The 16,427-nt window shown below is 63.9% G+C and carries 19 protein-coding genes and 1 pseudogene; 6 read left to right on the top strand and 14 right to left on the bottom strand.

Translation table 11 applies throughout. The features are described 5' to 3' along the window. Window positions 1–45: 45 nt before the first annotated feature. Together ACVIN2_RS19780 and ACVIN2_RS19775 are read right to left on the bottom strand one after the other, a co-directional pair. A complete protein-coding gene (locus ACVIN2_RS19780; RefSeq protein ID WP_456766819.1) occupies window positions 46–1,017 on the bottom strand; it encodes an AraC family transcriptional regulator in 972 nt (323 codons plus the stop codon). A 269-nt stretch (window positions 1,018–1,286) separates the two neighbouring features. Further along, window positions 1,287–1,682, bottom strand: coding sequence for a hypothetical protein (locus ACVIN2_RS19775; protein ID WP_456769892.1), 396 nt, complete (start codon window positions 1,680–1,682; stop codon window positions 1,287–1,289). Between ACVIN2_RS19775 and ACVIN2_RS19770 the strand changes: the two genes are divergently transcribed. Continuing rightward, window positions 1,566–3,194 (top strand): methyl-accepting chemotaxis protein, encoded by a 1,629-nt coding sequence (locus ACVIN2_RS19770; RefSeq protein WP_456769763.1) that lies wholly within the window; start codon window positions 1,566–1,568, stop codon window positions 3,192–3,194. The genes ACVIN2_RS19775 and ACVIN2_RS19770 overlap by 117 nt on opposite strands. 179 nt (window positions 3,195–3,373) lie before the next feature. Here the strand turns inward: ACVIN2_RS19770 and ACVIN2_RS19765 are convergent, their stop codons facing one another. Next, a complete protein-coding gene (locus ACVIN2_RS19765) occupies window positions 3,374–4,129 on the bottom strand; it encodes an SDR family oxidoreductase (RefSeq protein WP_456766818.1) in 756 nt (251 codons plus the stop codon). A gap of 191 nt (window positions 4,130–4,320) precedes the next feature. On the opposite strand from ACVIN2_RS19765, the gene ACVIN2_RS19760 reads away from it, so the two are divergent. Next, window positions 4,321–5,214 (top strand): AraC family transcriptional regulator, encoded by an 894-nt coding sequence (locus ACVIN2_RS19760; protein ID WP_456766817.1) that lies wholly within the window; start codon window positions 4,321–4,323, stop codon window positions 5,212–5,214. A gap of 11 nt (window positions 5,215–5,225) precedes the next feature. Continuing rightward, window positions 5,226–6,002 (top strand): N-acyl homoserine lactonase family protein, encoded by a 777-nt coding sequence (locus ACVIN2_RS19755; RefSeq protein WP_456766816.1) that lies wholly within the window; start codon window positions 5,226–5,228, stop codon window positions 6,000–6,002. Window positions 6,003–6,009: 7 nt separating this feature from the next. Here ACVIN2_RS19755 and ACVIN2_RS19750 read toward each other — a convergent pair whose 3' ends face one another. From ACVIN2_RS19750 to ACVIN2_RS19735, 4 genes are all read right to left on the bottom strand, one after another. Continuing rightward, a complete protein-coding gene (locus ACVIN2_RS19750; RefSeq protein ID WP_456766815.1) occupies window positions 6,010–6,429 on the bottom strand; it encodes a hypothetical protein in 420 nt (139 codons plus the stop codon). A gap of 271 nt (window positions 6,430–6,700) precedes the next feature. Continuing rightward, window positions 6,701–7,486, bottom strand: a complete 786-nt coding sequence (locus ACVIN2_RS19745; RefSeq protein WP_456766814.1) for a hypothetical protein — start codon at window positions 7,484–7,486, stop codon at window positions 6,701–6,703. An 80-nt stretch (window positions 7,487–7,566) separates the two neighbouring features. Continuing rightward, complete coding sequence (leuD, locus tag ACVIN2_RS19740; protein ID WP_456766813.1) at window positions 7,567–8,172, bottom strand: 3-isopropylmalate dehydratase small subunit; 606 nt, start codon at window positions 8,170–8,172, stop codon at window positions 7,567–7,569. Between the two features lie 89 nt (window positions 8,173–8,261). Further along, window positions 8,262–8,663, bottom strand: a complete 402-nt coding sequence (locus tag ACVIN2_RS19735; protein ID WP_456766812.1) for a metallopeptidase family protein — start codon at window positions 8,661–8,663, stop codon at window positions 8,262–8,264. Window positions 8,664–8,818: 155 nt separating this feature from the next. Between ACVIN2_RS19735 and ACVIN2_RS19730 the strand changes: the two genes are divergently transcribed. From ACVIN2_RS19730 to ACVIN2_RS19720, 3 genes are all read left to right on the top strand, one after another. Further along, the gene (locus ACVIN2_RS19730; protein ID WP_456769762.1) at window positions 8,819–9,100 is read left to right on the top strand and encodes a hypothetical protein; all 282 of its coding nucleotides are present in this window, start codon (window positions 8,819–8,821) and stop codon (window positions 9,098–9,100) included. Between the two features lie 41 nt (window positions 9,101–9,141). Beyond that, window positions 9,142–9,399, top strand: coding sequence for a hypothetical protein (locus tag ACVIN2_RS19725; RefSeq protein ID WP_456766811.1), 258 nt, complete (start codon window positions 9,142–9,144; stop codon window positions 9,397–9,399). 155 nt (window positions 9,400–9,554) lie between these two features. Continuing rightward, window positions 9,555–10,124: a hypothetical protein gene (locus ACVIN2_RS19720; protein ID WP_456766810.1), complete on the top strand. Its 570-nt coding sequence runs from the start codon at window positions 9,555–9,557 to the stop codon at window positions 10,122–10,124. Window positions 10,125–10,233: 109 nt separating this feature from the next. On the opposite strand, the gene ACVIN2_RS19715 is transcribed toward ACVIN2_RS19720, so the two are convergent. The 7 genes and pseudogenes from ACVIN2_RS19715 to ffh form a co-directional block, all read right to left on the bottom strand. Then, a complete protein-coding gene (locus tag ACVIN2_RS19715) occupies window positions 10,234–10,443 on the bottom strand; it encodes a hypothetical protein (RefSeq protein ID WP_456766809.1) in 210 nt (69 codons plus the stop codon). A gap of 95 nt (window positions 10,444–10,538) precedes the next feature. Continuing rightward, a complete protein-coding gene (gene leuC, locus ACVIN2_RS19710; RefSeq protein WP_456766808.1) occupies window positions 10,539–11,945 on the bottom strand; it encodes a 3-isopropylmalate dehydratase large subunit in 1,407 nt (468 codons plus the stop codon). Window positions 11,946–12,270: 325 nt separating this feature from the next. Continuing rightward, window positions 12,271–12,657 carry a 50S ribosomal protein L19 gene (rplS, locus tag ACVIN2_RS19705; protein ID WP_007598824.1) on the bottom strand — a complete coding sequence of 129 codons (387 nt, stop codon included), beginning with the start codon at window positions 12,655–12,657 and terminating at the stop codon, window positions 12,271–12,273. Between the two features lie 110 nt (window positions 12,658–12,767). After that, window positions 12,768–13,524, bottom strand: a pseudogene (trmD, locus tag ACVIN2_RS19700) (tRNA (guanosine(37)-N1)-methyltransferase TrmD). Window positions 13,525–13,642: 118 nt separating this feature from the next. After that, window positions 13,643–14,230 (bottom strand): ribosome maturation factor RimM, encoded by a 588-nt coding sequence (gene rimM, locus ACVIN2_RS19695; protein ID WP_456766807.1) that lies wholly within the window; start codon window positions 14,228–14,230, stop codon window positions 13,643–13,645. A gap of 9 nt (window positions 14,231–14,239) precedes the next feature. Further along, window positions 14,240–14,572 carry a 30S ribosomal protein S16 gene (rpsP, locus tag ACVIN2_RS19690; protein ID WP_143842481.1) on the bottom strand — a complete coding sequence of 111 codons (333 nt, stop codon included), beginning with the start codon at window positions 14,570–14,572 and terminating at the stop codon, window positions 14,240–14,242. 86 nt (window positions 14,573–14,658) lie between these two features. After that, on the bottom strand, window positions 14,659–16,206 hold the full coding sequence (gene ffh / locus ACVIN2_RS19685) for a signal recognition particle protein (RefSeq protein ID WP_456766806.1): 1,548 nt from the start codon (window positions 16,204–16,206) through the stop codon (window positions 14,659–14,661). Window positions 16,207–16,427 lie beyond the last annotated feature (221 nt).

Below are 16,427 nucleotides of genomic sequence, written 5' to 3'. Positions count from 1 at the left end.
CTTGCGACAGCGCTTTGCTGCGAATTCAGGAACTGCGTCGTCGCGTCACTGCCTTCGTCTCGCATTCTTTAGGGTTTCGGATGGCAGCTCACCGACCGCTCGCCGATATTCCGATGCAAAGCGGCCGAGATTTTGAAAGCCGCATTTGAACGCGACGGCAACCACGCTGGTCTGCTCATCGGGATGGCGTAAGAGCTCCGTCGCCCGCTGCAGCCGGAAGCGCCGCGCGAACTGACCCGGTGATCCCCGCCCCGCTAGGGAGAATTCCCGATAAATCGTCCGCACGCTGACGTTGGCGATTGCGGCAATCTTCTCCAGATCGATTGGTTCGTCCCAATGAGCCTCGATGTAGGATTCGACGATGTCGATGACGGATCGGTTGGCGCCGGGTGCCGGGCCCTGAAACCGGTCAGTGAAATTGTGCCGGTGCGCCAGAAGGATTCGAACCATCAGCGCCCGTTCAAGCTCGCCGATGGCTATGGGGGAGTAATCCTGGCCGAACCTGTCTAACTCCTCCGCGAATCTAAAGACGTCCTGACGAACATGAGTCATAACCGACGGATCAGCTTCGCCCGGGGCGAAACGCAGCTCCGTGTCGCTATCATCGCCCAGGATTGTCTTGAGCAACCGCTCGAGTGCGCCGGCATCGATCCTCAGCACCAATTGGCGATAGCCCGGCGCAAACTCGAGATCCAGCCTGGCGTCTCCGGAGATGATCGGACTGAAGGCCTCAATCAGCTCGCTGCTCCCATTGGTCCTGAAGCTCGCAGCCCCCTGGATGGAGAAGAACTGGCGGAGAATCTCCGATTCTGGAAAGGAGAGCGACGCCGCACCGTCGTAGCCGCAGAACGCGAGGCCGATCGATTGCAAGCGAGCAAAATTGGCATGGATACCGAACTCGCCGCCGTACTTGTCGAAGCGGTCGGCGCCATATTCGGCGAACAGGCGGTCGCGCGCGAACTCGCTGTCGCGCGACTGAAGCAAAGGATACCGGTCGAGATAAGAGACGCCGCCCAAATCAGATTCCTCCCCGCAGAGACTAGCGTATCGCCTCCCCGGCGCTGCCAATGCGAGACTGAATGAAACGGCTGTCGGACGTGACTGGATCACTCGAGGAGGCATGAACGCGCTCATGTCGGCTGCGACCAATTGTCCGATCCCCATACGCATACCTGATCCTCGGGACCATGGACTCGTGATCGATCGTTGCCGGCCGCATTGCCGACTATCGATAACGATCTTTAGGCCTTTCTTCGCAATTCAAAGCCGATGGCCTGTTCGGCGAGTCAGCAAAGGTCGGGAAGTTTCTGTCCGGCTAATCGCGTTGGCGGAATCCGGCCATTGTGTCTTCGATCGGACAAATACTCTGATAATTCGATTCGTATAGCCCGTTCATGTGCTGGGTCGCAGAGCCGACGAACGGTCGGTCCTCGTGAGATTCCGAGCGAGATCATGAATTCTGCGATCGCTTGCAAGCCCACGCGCTGCAAACGGGCCATCAATTTCGGAGCGATGAAATGTTCGGTCGTAAATCCCGTGTCGATGCACAAGCTCAGATTGAGGCAATCGGCCGGTCGCAAGCCATGATCGAATTCAATCTTGATGGGACGATCATCACGGCTAACAAGAATTTTCTCGACGCCCTCGGCTATCGGCTCGATGAAATCCAGGGCAAACATCATTCCATGTTCGTTCCCGCCGAGCAACGCGATAGCGCCGAGTACAAGGCGTTCTGGGCCGCATTGAACCATGGCGAGTATCAGGCGCGCGAGGTCAAGCGCATCGCGAAGGGCGGCCGCGAGGTCTGGATCGAAGCGTCCTACAATCCGGTGCTCGACGGCAACGGCAAGACGGTGAGGGTCGCCAAGATTGCGACCGACATCACCGGGAAGAAGATCCGCAGCATGGCGGACGCTTCCAAGATCGCCGGCATCAGCCGTGCGCAGGCCGTGATCGAGTTCACGCTCGATGGCACCATTGTCACCGCGAACGAGAATTTCTGCAACGCGCTTGGCTATTCGCTCGCAGAGATCCAGGGAAAGCATCACAGCCTGTTCGTGCCCCAGAGCGAGCGCGACGGCGCGGCCTATCGCGAGTTCTGGGCCAAGCTCAACCGGGGCGAATACCAGGCTGGCGAGTTCAAGCGCATCGGCAAGGGCGGCCGCGAGGTCTGGATCCTCGCCTACTACAATCCATTGCTCGACGAGAATGGCAAGCCGTTCGGCGTCGTCAAGTTCGCCACCGACGTCACTGCCGAGAAGCTGAAGACCGCCGATCTCGCCGGTCAGATCGCGGCGATCGAGAAGGCGCAGGCGGTGATCGAGTTTAACATGGACGGCTCGATCATCACCGCGAATGCCAACTTCCTGAGCGCGCTCGGGTACTCGTTGGCCGAGATCAAGGGCAAGCATCACGGCATGTTTGTCGAGCCGTCGGAGCGCGATAGCAATGGCTATCGCGAGTTCTGGGCGGCGCTCAACCGCGGTCAGTACCAGGCGGCCGAATACAAGCGCATCGGCAAGGGCGGCAGGGAGGTCTATATCCAGGCCTCCTACAACCCGATCATGGATCTCAACGGCAAGCCGTTCAAGGTCGTGAAATATGCGACCGATGTCACGAAGCAGGTGCTGGTCCGCATGGGCAACGAGCGGGTCCGCGGCATGATGGAATCGGTCGCCGCGGGTTCGGAGGAATTGAACGCCTCGGTGCGGGAGATCTCCGAGGCCATGACCAAGTCCCGCCAGACTGCCAGCAGTGCGGTCGATCAGGTCGCCGCCGCCGACGCCCAGGCCCAGCGCCTCACTGAAGCGGCGCTGGCGATGAGCGGGATCGTCGAGCTCATCAACAACATCACCGGGCAGATCAACCTCCTGGCACTTAACGCCACCATCGAATCCGCCCGCGCCGGTGAAGCCGGTCGCGGCTTCGCCGTGGTCGCCTCGGAGGTCAAGAGCCTCGCTAACCAGGCCAAGCAGGCGACCGACAAGATCGGTGCCGAGATCGGCAGCCTCAACGGCATCTCCGGCGACGTCGTCACCGCCTTGGCTTCGATCAAAACGGCTATCAATAACGTCAGCGAATATGTGACGTCGACGGCCGCGGCAATCGAAGAGCAAAGCACGGTGACGAATGAGATGTCGACCAGCATGCAGCGCGCGGCAGCGGAAGCCGCCGCGATGGCCGCTGGTGCATGATCTTCGCGCAGACCGCGTTGACGGTCTGCTACGGGATTTGCAAGGCCGGTATGGTCGGCACGATCGAGCGAGTCCAATGTCGACGCATTGGCGCAGTAGCCGTGGGAAATCAAAAGGCGATGCTGCGGGCGGCAGCGGCGCCGGGGACGCGCTCGCTTCTTAGCCCAATCGCGCCTCGCTCAGATCGTCTGGCCGCCGGACACCTCGATCCGCTGCGCCGTGACCCAACGATTGTCGGGACCGAGCAGGCTCGCGACCATCGGTCCGATATCGTCGGGCAAACCGACGCGGCCCAGCGCGGTCATCTGCGCAAATTGGCTGTTCAAATCCGGCATGTCCCGAACCGCGCCGCCGAGAAAATCGGTTTCGATCGCGCCCGGCGCGACGACGTTGGCCGTGATGCCGCGTCCGCCAAATTCCTTGGCCATGTAGACGGTCAGAACCTCGATGGCGCCCTTCGCAGCCGCGTAGGCCGAGAAGCCGGGGAAGGACACGCGCGTCAGCCCGCTGGAGAAGTTGATGATCCGGCCCTTGTCGGCGAGCAAGGGCAGCAAGGCCTGCGTCAGGAAGAATGGTCCTTTGACGTGCGTGGCGAACAGGGCATCGAATTGTTGCTCCGTCGTCTCTGCGATCGCGGCCATCTCGCCCTGACCGGCATTGTTGACGAGGTGATCGAATCTCTCGGCGCGCCAATGCTCCGCCAACGCGGATCGAATTTTTGTGAAGAACGCGGGAAAGCTCGACACGGCGGTGACATCAAGCTCCAGCGCGATGGCCTTGCGCCCCAGCGATTCAATCTCGGCGACGACTTCGCGTGCTGCGGCGGCCCCGTTGCGATAGGTCACGATCACATCGCCGCCGTGACGTGCGATGGCGATGGCGGTGTTGCGGCCAAGGCCGCGACTGGCCCCGGTGACGAGAGAAATGGTGGGCATCAGAGATTCCTCGAAGCGTTGCGGTGATGTCCGTTTGCCCGCGATCGATCGTCCGGTGTTGCCGGATCCTCGGAGTGTCTTGCCCAACACTCCGGGATGCGGCGCCGGCGGGCTTGCCCAAAACTCCGGATTTTCTGCCTGAACGGCCGGCGCCGATTGCCTGTGCGCCGGGCTCGGCCTAAAATTGGCGCGTGACCGAAACGCTTCTCCAGATCGCCAGTCGTTATTCCGCGGCTCACGCCGACGACAGGGGCGTCGCCTCCACGCCCTTCGCCGGCGTCTCGATCTTCCGCGAGACCGCGCCGAGTGCGCTCCTGTACGCGATCTCCAGGCCTCTGGTCGCACTCGTCTTGCAAGGCGCCAAACGTGTGGCGACCGGCCGGACGTCCTTCGACTTCGGCGCTGGCGCTTCCTTGTTGATTGCGAGTGATGTGCCGACGGTCAGCCAGATCACGCGTGCGACGGCGGCCACGCCCTATCTTTCGCTCGTCGTCGAACTCGACCCCACAATCATCGAGGGACTGGTGGTCGAGATGGGTTCGCTCCCGTTCATTCCGTCCCGCCCGCTGCGAGTCGAGCCGACGGAGCAGGAGCTCGCGGACGTAGCGCTCCGGCTGTTGCGCCTGATCGACCGTCCCTCGGCCTTGCCGATCTTGCGCGGCCAGCTGATGCGAGAGCTGCATTATTGGCTGCTGGCCGGCCGCCACGGCGGGGCCATCAGGGCGCTCGGAATTGCCGATAGCCATGCACAGCGGATCGGCCGCGCGGTTGCGCTCATTCGCGCCGGCTATGCCAAGCCGTTGCGCGTCGATCGATTGGCCAAGGCCGCGGCGATGAGCCCGTCGGCATTTCACGCGCACTTCCGGAGCGTCACTTCGCTGACTCCGCTACAGTTTCAGAAACAGCTTCGCCTGATCGAAGCCCGTCGCGCGATGCTGGCCGACGGTGCGCAGATCGCGACCGCGGCTCATCAGGTCGGCTACGAAAGCATCACGCAGTTCACGCGAGAATATTCCCGGCTGTTCGGCATGCCGCCTGGGCGCGACATGCGCGAGGCGAAGCGGCGGATGGAATCGGCGGCTTGATGAGTTCCCCAATGGCGACGGTTGACAGACTCTACATCCTCGATGGCGGTATTGCGCAGGTCTCGGACGGTTCGATCTATTCTCCGGGCATCAATGTCGGGATACCCATGACGTTGAGCTGCAATGCCTACCTCGTCAGTCATCGCGGCGAATGGCTGATCTGGGATACGGGAATCGAGGATAAGCTATCGAAGCATCCGGAAGGACGCATTATCGCGCATGGCATACGCGGCATCGTGCGTCGTCCCATCGCGGACCAACTGGACGAAATCGGGGTGGTGCGGCCCCGCGACATCGGCACGATCCTGCTTTCCCACGCGCATTTCGATCATATCGGAAATGTCGATCTGTTCGAGAATGCAAGATGGATCGCCCAGCGGGCTGAATTCGAGGCCATGTTCGGACCAGACCCTGAAGAATTCGGCTATTCGCTGCAGCACTACAAATCGTTGAAGGAGCGGCCGTACGAGATCGTCGATGGTGACCACGACGTATTTGGCGACGGCGCTGTGCGCATGATCTTCACGCCGGGCCATACCCTCGGGCATTGCTCGCTCATGGTGAGGCTACCGCGGCGCGGCGCCGTGCTGCTGAGCGGCGACGTCGCGCACAATCGCGAGAACCTGCGGCACATGCGCGTGCCGTCCTTCAACGCCGATCCGCAGGCAACGGTCGCGTCCATGGCCAAAGTGGTCGAGCTGCTTCGCTCCGAGAATGCCGAAATCTGGATCAATCACGATACGGCTGAGAGCGATGAGCTGCCTCACGCGCCAGACTGGATCGTGTAAGCGCGCGTTACCGCGGCGCGACGTCCGCGCGATCGAGCGACTCCAGCGTTGACGCATTGGCGCAGAAGCCGTGATAGTTCTCCGCGGCGGTGCCGTCGGCCAGCTCGCGATCGCACTGGCCCTTGTGGCTGCAAAGCGCGCACACCCGCTCCATGTCGCGCAGCAGCAGCGGATGCGCGCGGCCGAGCCCTTCGGCGTTGATGCCGAGCTGCTCCAGCATCTTCGGCAATTCGTCGGCGGAGTGCTTGCCGTGGCGGACCAGCTCCTCCAGATCGTCAGGCGCGATCCGCAGATCTTGCGCGATCCGATCGAAATCGGCGCGGTCGAGCTGCCGGATCTCGTTCAGCTCGCGGCGGTGCTTCAGCCAGCTTGCGAAGGACTCGATGAGGTCCTGGACAATGGGATAAGGCCTGGTTGCGGTGCTCATGCGAAGCTCCATTCGAACGGTGGAATTGGAGCGAGATTAGGCACAATGGTGCAGGTGCGCGTTGCGCTGGATCAAATAGCGATGAGGGAGCCCCGGGCTCCGCTGCACCTCTCCTGCTTGCGGGAGAGGTCGGCGCGCCCGGGCGATGCGAAGCATCGTTCCGCGCGCCGGGTGAGGGCTCTCTCCTCTAGGGGATTGTCCCGTTGTGGAGACACCCTCTCCCCGACCCTCTCCCGCAAGCGGGAGAGGGAGCGCACCTCTTGCGCGGCAGTTAACCGAACCGCTCCGCCGCCCACGCATACAGGCTGTCTGGGATCGGTTTCTCGCCGCCGCGGCCCTTGGGCGAGATGTGCAGGCCGATGATGTCGCGGTCGGTGACGAGGCCGAGATAGTTCGAGGCATCGAAGAACAGTTTTGGCTCGGCATGCACGGCGTAGAACGACTGCTTCGGCAAGGCGCAGTGCAGCTCGCCGGTGCGGCGCGCGAGCGCGGTGAGTGCCGCCGGCCCGAAGATCGCGACGCGGATGTCGGAGAGCCGGTTCGAGCCGCCGCGCAGGCGGCGCATCGCAAAGGTGACGCGATGGCGCAGCGACAGCCAGTTTGGCGTCAGTTCCTCCTGCTCCATCAGCTCTTCGAAGGCGGCGACGATGCCGTGCCGGGGCGGAAGGTAGATCACGGAATTGCCGAGCTGGCGCGGCCGCTCCCACGCGAAATAGGGCTTTGCCGGATCGATCTCGACGGGCCTGAGCAACAGCACGTCGGCATCGAGCCACAGGCCGAGGCCCTTCGCCATCAGCTTCATGCGGAAGAAGTCGCTGAACTGGAGCGTGGTCCAGTCGCGCCAGCTGCCGTCCGGCTGCGGCGGTCGCAATCGTTCGGAGAACGCATGCGGCAGGATCGCCTCGGCATCCGCGTTGCCGATGCCGGCGGGCAGGCCGGGAATGGTGTCAAAACTGTAGACCGTGACGTTGTGGCCGGCAGCCAGCTGCGAGCGCAGACAGGTCTGGCGCAGGGCGTCCATCGGGCCGTGCCAGAAGGTGACGATGTCAGGCAGCATGGGCGCAAGCTATAGAGGACAACGCTGGCAAAGAAAAAGCCCCGGCGCTGTCAGCACCGGGGCTCAAACAAAACTTGAGATCAGGCCCAGGCGCGTTCGTGCTTGAGCTTCTCCTCATAGGTGTCGATCGAGGCCTTCTTCTCCATCGTCAGGCCGATGTCGTCGAGGCCGTTGATCAGGCAGTGCTTGCGGAACGGGTCGATCTCGAACTTGACCTTGCCGCCGTCGGGACCGCGGATCTCCTGGTTCGGCAGGTCGATCGTCAGCGTTGCGTTGGCGCCGCGCTCGGCGTCGTCGAACAGCTTGTCGAGGTCTTCCTGGGCCACGCGGATCGGCAGAATGCCGTTCTTGAAACAGTTGTTGTAGAAGATGTCGCCGAACGAGGTCGAGATCACGCAGCGGATGCCGAAGTCGAGCAGCGCCCAGGGCGCATGCTCGCGGCTCGAGCCGCAGCCGAAATTGTCGCCGGCAACCAGCACCTTCGCATTGCGATAGGCGGGCTGGTTGAGGACGAAATCCGGATTCTCGCTGCCGTCGTCCTTGTAGCGCTGCTCGGAGAAGAGCCCCTTGCCAAGGCCGGTGCGCTTGATGGTCTTGAGGTACTGCTTCGGAATGATCATGTCGGTGTCGACATTGATGATCTTCAGCGGCGCCGCGACGCCTTCCAGCGTGGTGAACTTGTCCATGGTTGCGCTTTCCCGGGGTGGTCTAGGGAACCGGTATTTATCGCGATCGGGGCGGAAATCCTAGGCCGAATTCGGCAGATCTCGTCTGCCTAACCGGGCTCTTGAGCCTCGATCGCGGCCATATCGTCGTCCGACAGGCCGAAATGATGGCCGATCTCGTGGATCAGGACGTGGCGGACGATGTGGCCGAGGCTTTCGTCGTGCTCGGCCCAATAGTCCAGGATCGGCCGGCGGTAGAGCCAGACCATGTTGGGCAGCCGCGCCACGTCGCCAAAACTCTGCTGCGGCAGGCCGACGCCCTGGAACAGGCCGAGCAGGTCGAACTCGCTCTCGCATGCCATCTCGTCCAGGACGTCCTCCGTGGGGAAGTCGTCGACGCGGATGATCACGCCCTCGCAGAGGCTGCGAAACTCCGCCGGCAGGCGTTCGAACACTTCATGCGCCATCGCTTCCATCTCGGCCAGCGAGGGCGCTTTCAATTCCGTCCACATGGGCTTCTCATAGCGTGGGTTTCGCGGCGATGCATCCGGCTTTATAAGCGCGGCGAGGTTGACGGGCGCCGTCAAAACGGGGAGCCTAGGGCCTCGAAATGGACGGTCAAATGGGCGGAAAAATGCGAGCGAAAACAGCGCTGACGCTACTGTGCATGGGGTTGTTTTCGCAGTTTTGCGTTGGCGCGGAGGCCCAGACCGCGGCTCCCGGGATCAGGCTGGCCCAGGCGGCCTCGCGAGACGATCTCCCGCCGCCGCGCAAGCGGGCCCCGGCGCGCCTGCGCGTCACGCCCTATTACAGTCCGGATGGCGTCTATCCCCGCTACAATCCCGGTCCCGATGCAGTCCGCGAGTGCAACGCCACCTATGTGCAGGAATATCGCCCCAGCGGCACGGTGATCGTGCCGCATATGAGCTGCTACTGGCGCCGGGGCTGATACGAGCGCGATGCCGTCGCGCGCCTGAGGCGGAGGTCGTCATGACGAGATGGTTCGCATTGGCGGTTGGCGTCGGGCTTGCCGCAGGCCTGTCTCACGCGTCCGCTGCGCACAGGGTGACGAAGCTGCCCGATGCGTCGGCCGGGCGCGCGGTGTTCGACGGGCGCCGACATGTGCGGTCCGACGTCGTGCGATACGCCCCGCGTCCTGATCCGCATTACTACGCGCGGCCGGTCTACTACCGTCCTTATCCCTACGGCGTGCCCGCACCGTTCGTGCTCGGCTTCGGGCCGTGGTGACGACGTCGCGGCGCGGCGCAGTGCCCGTCGTTCATTCATGAGGCATTCACGTCGCTGTCCCTAATTTAATCTTGGGAGCGACTGCCAATGAACAGGGATGACGCGCGCCGGGAGCGAGCGTCGCAACTCCGCTGTCCAGATTCAGGGAGAAGTCGATGCTGAGGATATTGGGTCTCAGGGCAAGCCCGATGCGCTTGCTCGGAATTGCGACCGCCGCGACGCTGATGCTGTCGGCCGGAGCCACGCGTCCTGCCGAAGCGATGACCCCGATCAATCCGACGGCGTTGCCTGCGGCGAAGGCCGCAAGTGACGACATGATCCAGGTTCGCCACGGTGGTGGTGGCGGCGGTGGACATGGTGGTGGCGGTCATGGCGGCGGCTTCCATGGCGGCGGCGGCTTCCACGGTGGAGGTGGCTTCCACGGTGGCGGAGGACATATCGGTGGCTTCCGCGGCGGTGGTTTCCACGCGGGTGGCTTCCGCGCCGCGCCGGCGTTTCACGGCGGCGGCTATCGCTACGGCGGAATTCACCATTACGGCGGCTATCACCGCTATGGCGGCTATCGCCCCGCCTATTACGGCCATCGCCATTTCCACCGACGCTACTATGGCGGCTACTATCCCTATTACAGCCATCCGCGCCGCTGCCGGGTCATCTGGACCTATTACGGCCCGCGCCGCGTCTGCCGCTGGCATCGCTGGCACCATCCGTACCGCTATTGGTGATGTGAGTTGTGTCGTCATGCCCGGGCTTGTCCCGGGCATCCACGATCCTTCTGTGCAAGTCTAGAACGTGGATGGCCGGGACGAGCCCGGCCATGACGGAGAACGTCGGTTAAATCCAATCCTTCAGTTTCCACGTCGCCGACGTCCAGCGCGTGAGGTTCTCCAGCTTCCATTGCTTGAACATCGCCGGCGGCCAGCGGCTGAGCTTCGAGGCCTCCTCGACCTCGGGCTTGGCGATCATGCGCAGCGGTGCCGCGCGCCGCCGGTGCTGGGGCGTCGCCGCGCTGATCAGATCGACATATTCAGGCTTGCTGGCCATGAGCTCGTGTCCTCGCGAAATGTTCGCGAGGACGCAGTGTCGGCGCTACCGATTAACGGCGGTTTGCCGCGATCGCTCAAATTGCAGGGAGCGGCTTACCGCCACTCCCTGATGTCGACGAAGTGGCCCGCGATCGCCGCGGCTGCGGCCATCGCCGGCGACACCAGATGGGTGCGGCCCTTGAAGCCCTGGCGGCCCTCGAAGTTGCGATTCGAGGTCGAGGCGCAGCGCTCTTCCGGAGCCAGCTTGTCCGGGTTCATCGCGAGGCACATCGAGCAACCGGGCTCGCGCCATTCGAAGCCGGCCTTGATGAAGATCTTGTCCAGACCTTCAGCCTCGGCCTGCTCCTTCACGAGACCGGAGCCCGGCACGACCATGGCGTTGACGCCGCCTGCGACCTGCTTGCCTTCCGCGATCTTGGCGGCGGCGCGCAGATCCTCGATCCGGCCGTTGGTGCAGGAGCCGATGAAGATGCGGTCGAGCTTGATGTCGGTGATCTTCGTTCCCGCGGTCAGGCCCATATATTTCAGCGCGCGGTGCTTCGACAGGCGCTTGGCCTCGTCCGCGATCTTGTCGGGATCGGGTACGCTGCCGGTGACCGAGATCACGTCTTCAGGGCTCGTGCCCCAGGTCACGATCGGCGGCAGCTTTGCCGCATCGAGCCGCAGCTCGTGGTCGAAATGCGCACCCTCGTCGGAGCGCAAGCGCTCCCAGTAACGCATCGCCGCGTCCCAATCCGCGCCCTTCGGTGCCTTCGGGCGGCCGCGCAAGAAGTCGAACGCCTTCTGGTCCGGCGCGACCAGGCCGGCGCGCGCGCCACCTTCGATCGACATGTTGCAGACCGTCATGCGGCCTTCCATGCTGAGCGCGCGGATCGCGTCGCCGGCGTATTCGAGCACGTAGCCGGTGCCGCCCGCGGTGCCGATCTCGCCGATGATGGCCAGGATGATGTCCTTGCCCGTCACGCCGTCAGGCAATTTGCCGTCGACGGTGACGCGCATGTTCTTCGCCTTCTTCTGGATCAGCGTCTGCGTCGCCAGCACATGCTCGACTTCCGACGTGCCGATGCCGTGCGCGAGCGCGCCGAACGCACCGTGCGTCGAGGTGTGGCTGTCACCGCAGACGATGGTGGTGCCGGGCAGCGTGAAGCCCTGCTCGGGGCCGATGACGTGGACGACGCCCTGGCGCTTGTCGAACTCGTCGTAATATTCGATGCCGAATTCCTTGGCGTTGTTGGCCAGTGCCTTGATCTGCTCGATGCTTTCAGGGTCGGGGTTCGGCTTGCTGCGGTCGGTGGTCGGCACGTTGTGATCGACGACGGCCAGCGTCTTCTCCGGCGCGTGGACCTTGCGCCCGGTGGCGCGCAGGCCTTCGAACGCCTGCGGTGAGGTGACCTCGTGCACCAGATGGCGATCGATATAGAGCAGGCAGGTGCCGTCCTCGGCTTCGTGCACCAGATGGTCGTTCCAGATCTTGTCGTACAATGTGGTCGGCTTGGACATGAGCGTCAGCTCCAGGAATGTTGTGTCGAGCGGGTTGCGCGGCTGGCGCGCGGGGCAACAAAATCGTCAGCGCAGCTTTTAGGCTGCGCGCGTAAGCTCTGACGTTGCCGAGGTCGCGAAGCGTCCGAAGAACCGGCCGGGCAGCCGCGAGCGATCGTCGATGACGACGCGCTTGACGGGCGAGAGGCTGGTCAAATCTGGAAACATTCCAAGAATATATAGCAGGCCGAACCGGAATCGCGAGGGCTTTGACGCGCACGGCTGACGCAACAAAAAAGCGCGGGGTTTGGCCCCGCGCTTTCGGTAACTCGTCTGTAAGCGGAGCTTACTCGTTGACGGCAGCAGCCGGGCGGTCCTGCTTCTTCTCGACGATGCGGGCCGACTTGCCGCGAAGGTTGCGGAGGTAATAGAGCTTGGCGCGACGCACCTTGCCGCGGCGCACCACCTTGATCGAGTCGATCATCGGCGACATCACCGGGAACACGCGCTCCACGCCTTCGCCGTACGAAATCTTGCGCACCGTGAAGCTCTCGTTGAGACCGCCGCCGGAACGGCCGATGCAAACGCCTTCATAGGCCTGCACGCGGGTGCGGTCGCCTTCGACGACCTTCACGTTGACGATCACGGTGTCGCCGGGGCCGAATTCCGGAATCTCCTTGTTGGCGGAGAGCTTGTCGAATTGCTCTTTTTCGAGCTGTTGGATCAGGTTCATGGGTAAATCTCCATCGGCGCGCCCAGCCTTGGAAAACGGGGGCTGCGCGAAATTCGTTTATCCAGCCATTGCGGATGTGGCCGCTGCTATAAGGCAAGCCGGAGCGTTTGTCACCCGTCTGTCTTGTTTTTTGGCGTTTTTTGGCGTCCGGCCCGATTCGGGACTTTGCTCCGGATTTGGGCCCACAAATCCGGTCGCCGGGCCGCCGTCAGGACCTCGGATTCCGCCCGCCGCCAGCTGGCGACTTTGGCATGGTCGCCGGAGGTCAGGATCTCCGGAATCGGGGTTCCCTCGAACAGCTGCGGCCGGGTGTATTGGGGGTATTCGAGCAGGCCCTCCGAAAAGCTTTCTTCGGTTCCCGAGGCTTCCTTGCCCATCACGCCCGGCAGCAGCCGAACACAGGCGTCGATCAGGGCCAGGGCTGCGATTTCACCACCCGAGAGCACGTAATCCCCGATCGAGACCTCCTCCAGACCCCGCCCGTCGATCACGCGCTGGTCCACCCCCTCGAACCGCCCGCAGACGATCAGGGGACCCGGGCCCGTGGCCAAGTCCGTGACCCGGACCTGGGTCAATGGCCGACCCCTCGGGCTCATCAGCAGTTTCGGCCGGTCCGGGCCGATCCCGGCGGCATCAATCGCTGCCGCGAGAACATCGGCCCGAAGCACCATGCCCGGTCCGCCGCCGGCCGGGGTGTCATCGACGCTGCGGTGGCGGTCGGTGGCCGAGGCCCTGATGTCCCGCGCCTCCAGCTCCCACAAGCCCGCCAGCCAGCGCCCGGCCGGCCAGGCTCACACCGAGCGGTCCCGGAAACATCTCCGGAAACAGCGTCAGCACCGTCGCGCGCCAGGGTGAGGAGGTGGTCATCGGGTTCAAAGAAATCCGTCGTCCCGGCGAAGGCCGGGACCCATAGCCACCGCAGCTCGTTCTGCGATGATTGGCGCTAGCAGCTTACCCAAAAACCACGGCCTGTGGTTATGGGTGGTTATGGGTCCCGGCCCCCCGTGCGCAAGTTGCGCACTAGGCCGGGACGACTCGGGGAGGAATCCTCCTCTTCGTCATCGCCGTCGTCACCCGCGATTTCCTGCGGCAGCGCGATCACGACGCGGCCGCCGGCGATATCGACCTCCGGCACCACCGCGTCCGTGAACGGCAGCAGCAGCGTGGTGCCCGTGGGCGGCGCGATCTCGATGATGTCGCCGGCACCGAAATTGTGGATCGCGAGCACGCGGCCGAGCGCATCGCCCGCCGTGGTCACGGCGGCGAGCCCGATCAGATCGGTGTGGTAATATTCGCCCTCGTCCGTCGCGGGCAGCTTTTCGCGCGCGACATAGAGCTCGATGCCGTTGAGGCGCTCGGCGTCATCGCGGGTCGTGACGCCCTTGAACGTCGCAACCAGATGATCCTTGGCCGCGCGCGCCGTTGCGACCTCGAACTGGCGCTTGCCGTCCTTGGACGAGAGCAGACCATAGCTCCGCACGGCAAAGGGATCTTCCGTGAAGGTCCACAGTTTGACCGCGCCGCGCACACCATGCGCGGCGCCGATCCGCGCGACGCAGACCAGCGCCGGCATGATCTCGCCTTAACCCTTCGCGGCGGCTTCGGCCTGCGCCTTGCGCTCCTTGCGCGGCACGGCCTTTTCCGGATTGCTGCGCGCTTCGCGCTTCTTGACGCCGGCGGCGTCGAGGAAGCGCGACACACGGTCCGACGGCTGCGCGCCCTTGGCGAGCCAGGCCTTCACCTTGTCCATGTCGAGCTTCAGCCGGGTCTCGTTGTCCTTCGGCAGCAGCGGATTGAAATAGCCGAGACGCTCGATGAAGCGGCCATCGCGGGGGAAGCGCGAATCGGCGACGACGACGTGATAGACGGGGCGCTTCTTGGTGCCTGCACGGGCGAGACGGATAACGACGGACATCTAGGTTCTCCTTTAAAGTGCATTTTGTTCGGTTGATTGGTATTCCGCGTTGCGCGAGACCGTTGCGATCTCCCGCGACGAATTCCTCATTTCTTCTTGCCCGGGAAACCGCCGAGGCCCGGCAGCATCGGTTTGCCGCTGAGCCCGGTCAGGCCTGGAACGTTCGGCAGACCCTGGCGCAGCCCGGCAGGTAGATCCTTCGGCAGGCTGGGCAGACCTTGTCCGCCGCCACCCTGCATTTTTTCCTGCAGCGCCTTCACCTCTTCCGGCGAAGGCGGCTTCATGCCACCGCCAAAGCCCATGGCCTGCGCGATGCCGGCGAGCGGACCGCGCTTGCCGGAGCCCATGGCCTTCATCATGTCGGCCATGTTCCGGTGCATCTTCAGCAGCTTGTTGACCTGCTCGACACTCTGGCCGGAACCTGCGGCGATGCGCTTCTTGCGGCTGGCCTTGAGCAGATCGGGATGGCGGCGCTCGTCGCGCGTCATGGAATCGATCACCGCGACCTGGCGCTTCAAGATCTTGTCGTCGATGCCGGCGGCCGCGATCTGGTTCTTCATCTTGGCGATGCCGGGCATCATGCCCATCAGCCCGCTGATACCGCCCATATTGGCCATCTGCGACAGCTGCTCGCGCATGTCGTTGAGGTCGAACTGACCCTTGCGCATCCGCTCCGCGGTGCGCGCGGCCTTTTCGGCATCGATGTTGGCGGCAGCGCGTTCGACCAGCGACACCACGTCGCCCATGCCGAGGATGCGGCCGGCGATACGATCAGGGTGGAAGTCCTCCAGCGCATCGGTCTTTTCACCGGTGCCGAGCAGCTTGATCGGCTTGCCGGTCACCGCGCGCATCGACAGCGCGGCGCCGCCGCGGCCGTCGCCGTCTACACGCGTCAGCACGATGCCAGTGAGGCCGACGCGCTCGTCGAAGGCGCGGGCGAGGTTGACGGCGTCCTGGCCGGTGAGGCTGTCCGCCACCAGCAGCACTTCATGCGGATTGGCGGCGGCTTTGATCGCCGCTGCTTCGGCCATCATCTCTTCGTCGAGCGTGGTGCGGCCGGCGGTGTCGAGCAGCACGACGTCGTAGCCGCCGAGCTTGCCGGCCTCGAGCGCGCGTTTCGCGATCTGGGCCGGCTGCTGGCCGGCGACGATCGGCAGCGTCGGAATGTCGAGGTCGCGGCCCAGTACGGCCAGCTGCTCCATCGCCGCGGGACGGTAAATGTCGAGCGAGGCCATCAGCACCTTGCGCTTGTCGCGCTGGACCATGCGACGGGCGAGCTTTGCGGTGGTGGTGGTCTTTCCCGAGCCTTGCAGGCCGACCATCATGATCGGCACCGGCGGCACGGAATTGATGTCGATGGTCTGGCTTTCGGCGCCGAGCGTGTTGATCAGCTCGTCATGGACGATCTTGACCACCATCTGGCCTGGCGTCACCGACTTGACGACGGTGGCGCCGATCGCCTGCTCGCGGACCCGCTCGGTGAAGCTGCGCACCACTTCGAGCGCGACGTCGGCTTCCAGCAGCGCGCGGCGCACCTCGCGCATGGCCGCGTCGACGTCCTTTTCGGTCAGCGCACCGCGCCCCGTCAGACGATCGAGAATGCCGCCAAGCCGTTCCGACAGATTGTCGAACAATGCCGTTGTCCTGTTGCTGTCCTCCCGATGGGAGGAGCACCCCGTTACTCACCGCTGTCATGCCCCGCGAAGGCGCGGGGGATGACCACCCACTTGGGCAAGCGATCTTCCAAACACCTTTACGCCCGAGGGCGCATCGCGCTGTCGGGCGTTGGCCTCTGGCCTCCGGGGCCAGTGGGCGGGTCGAAAAGAAAGCCTTTCCGAGAAAGTGGCCGGGTTAA

It is taken from the genome of Bradyrhizobium sp. USDA 3650, from assembly GCF_054057395.1.
This window is presented reverse-complemented; position numbering and strand designations above follow the sequence as displayed.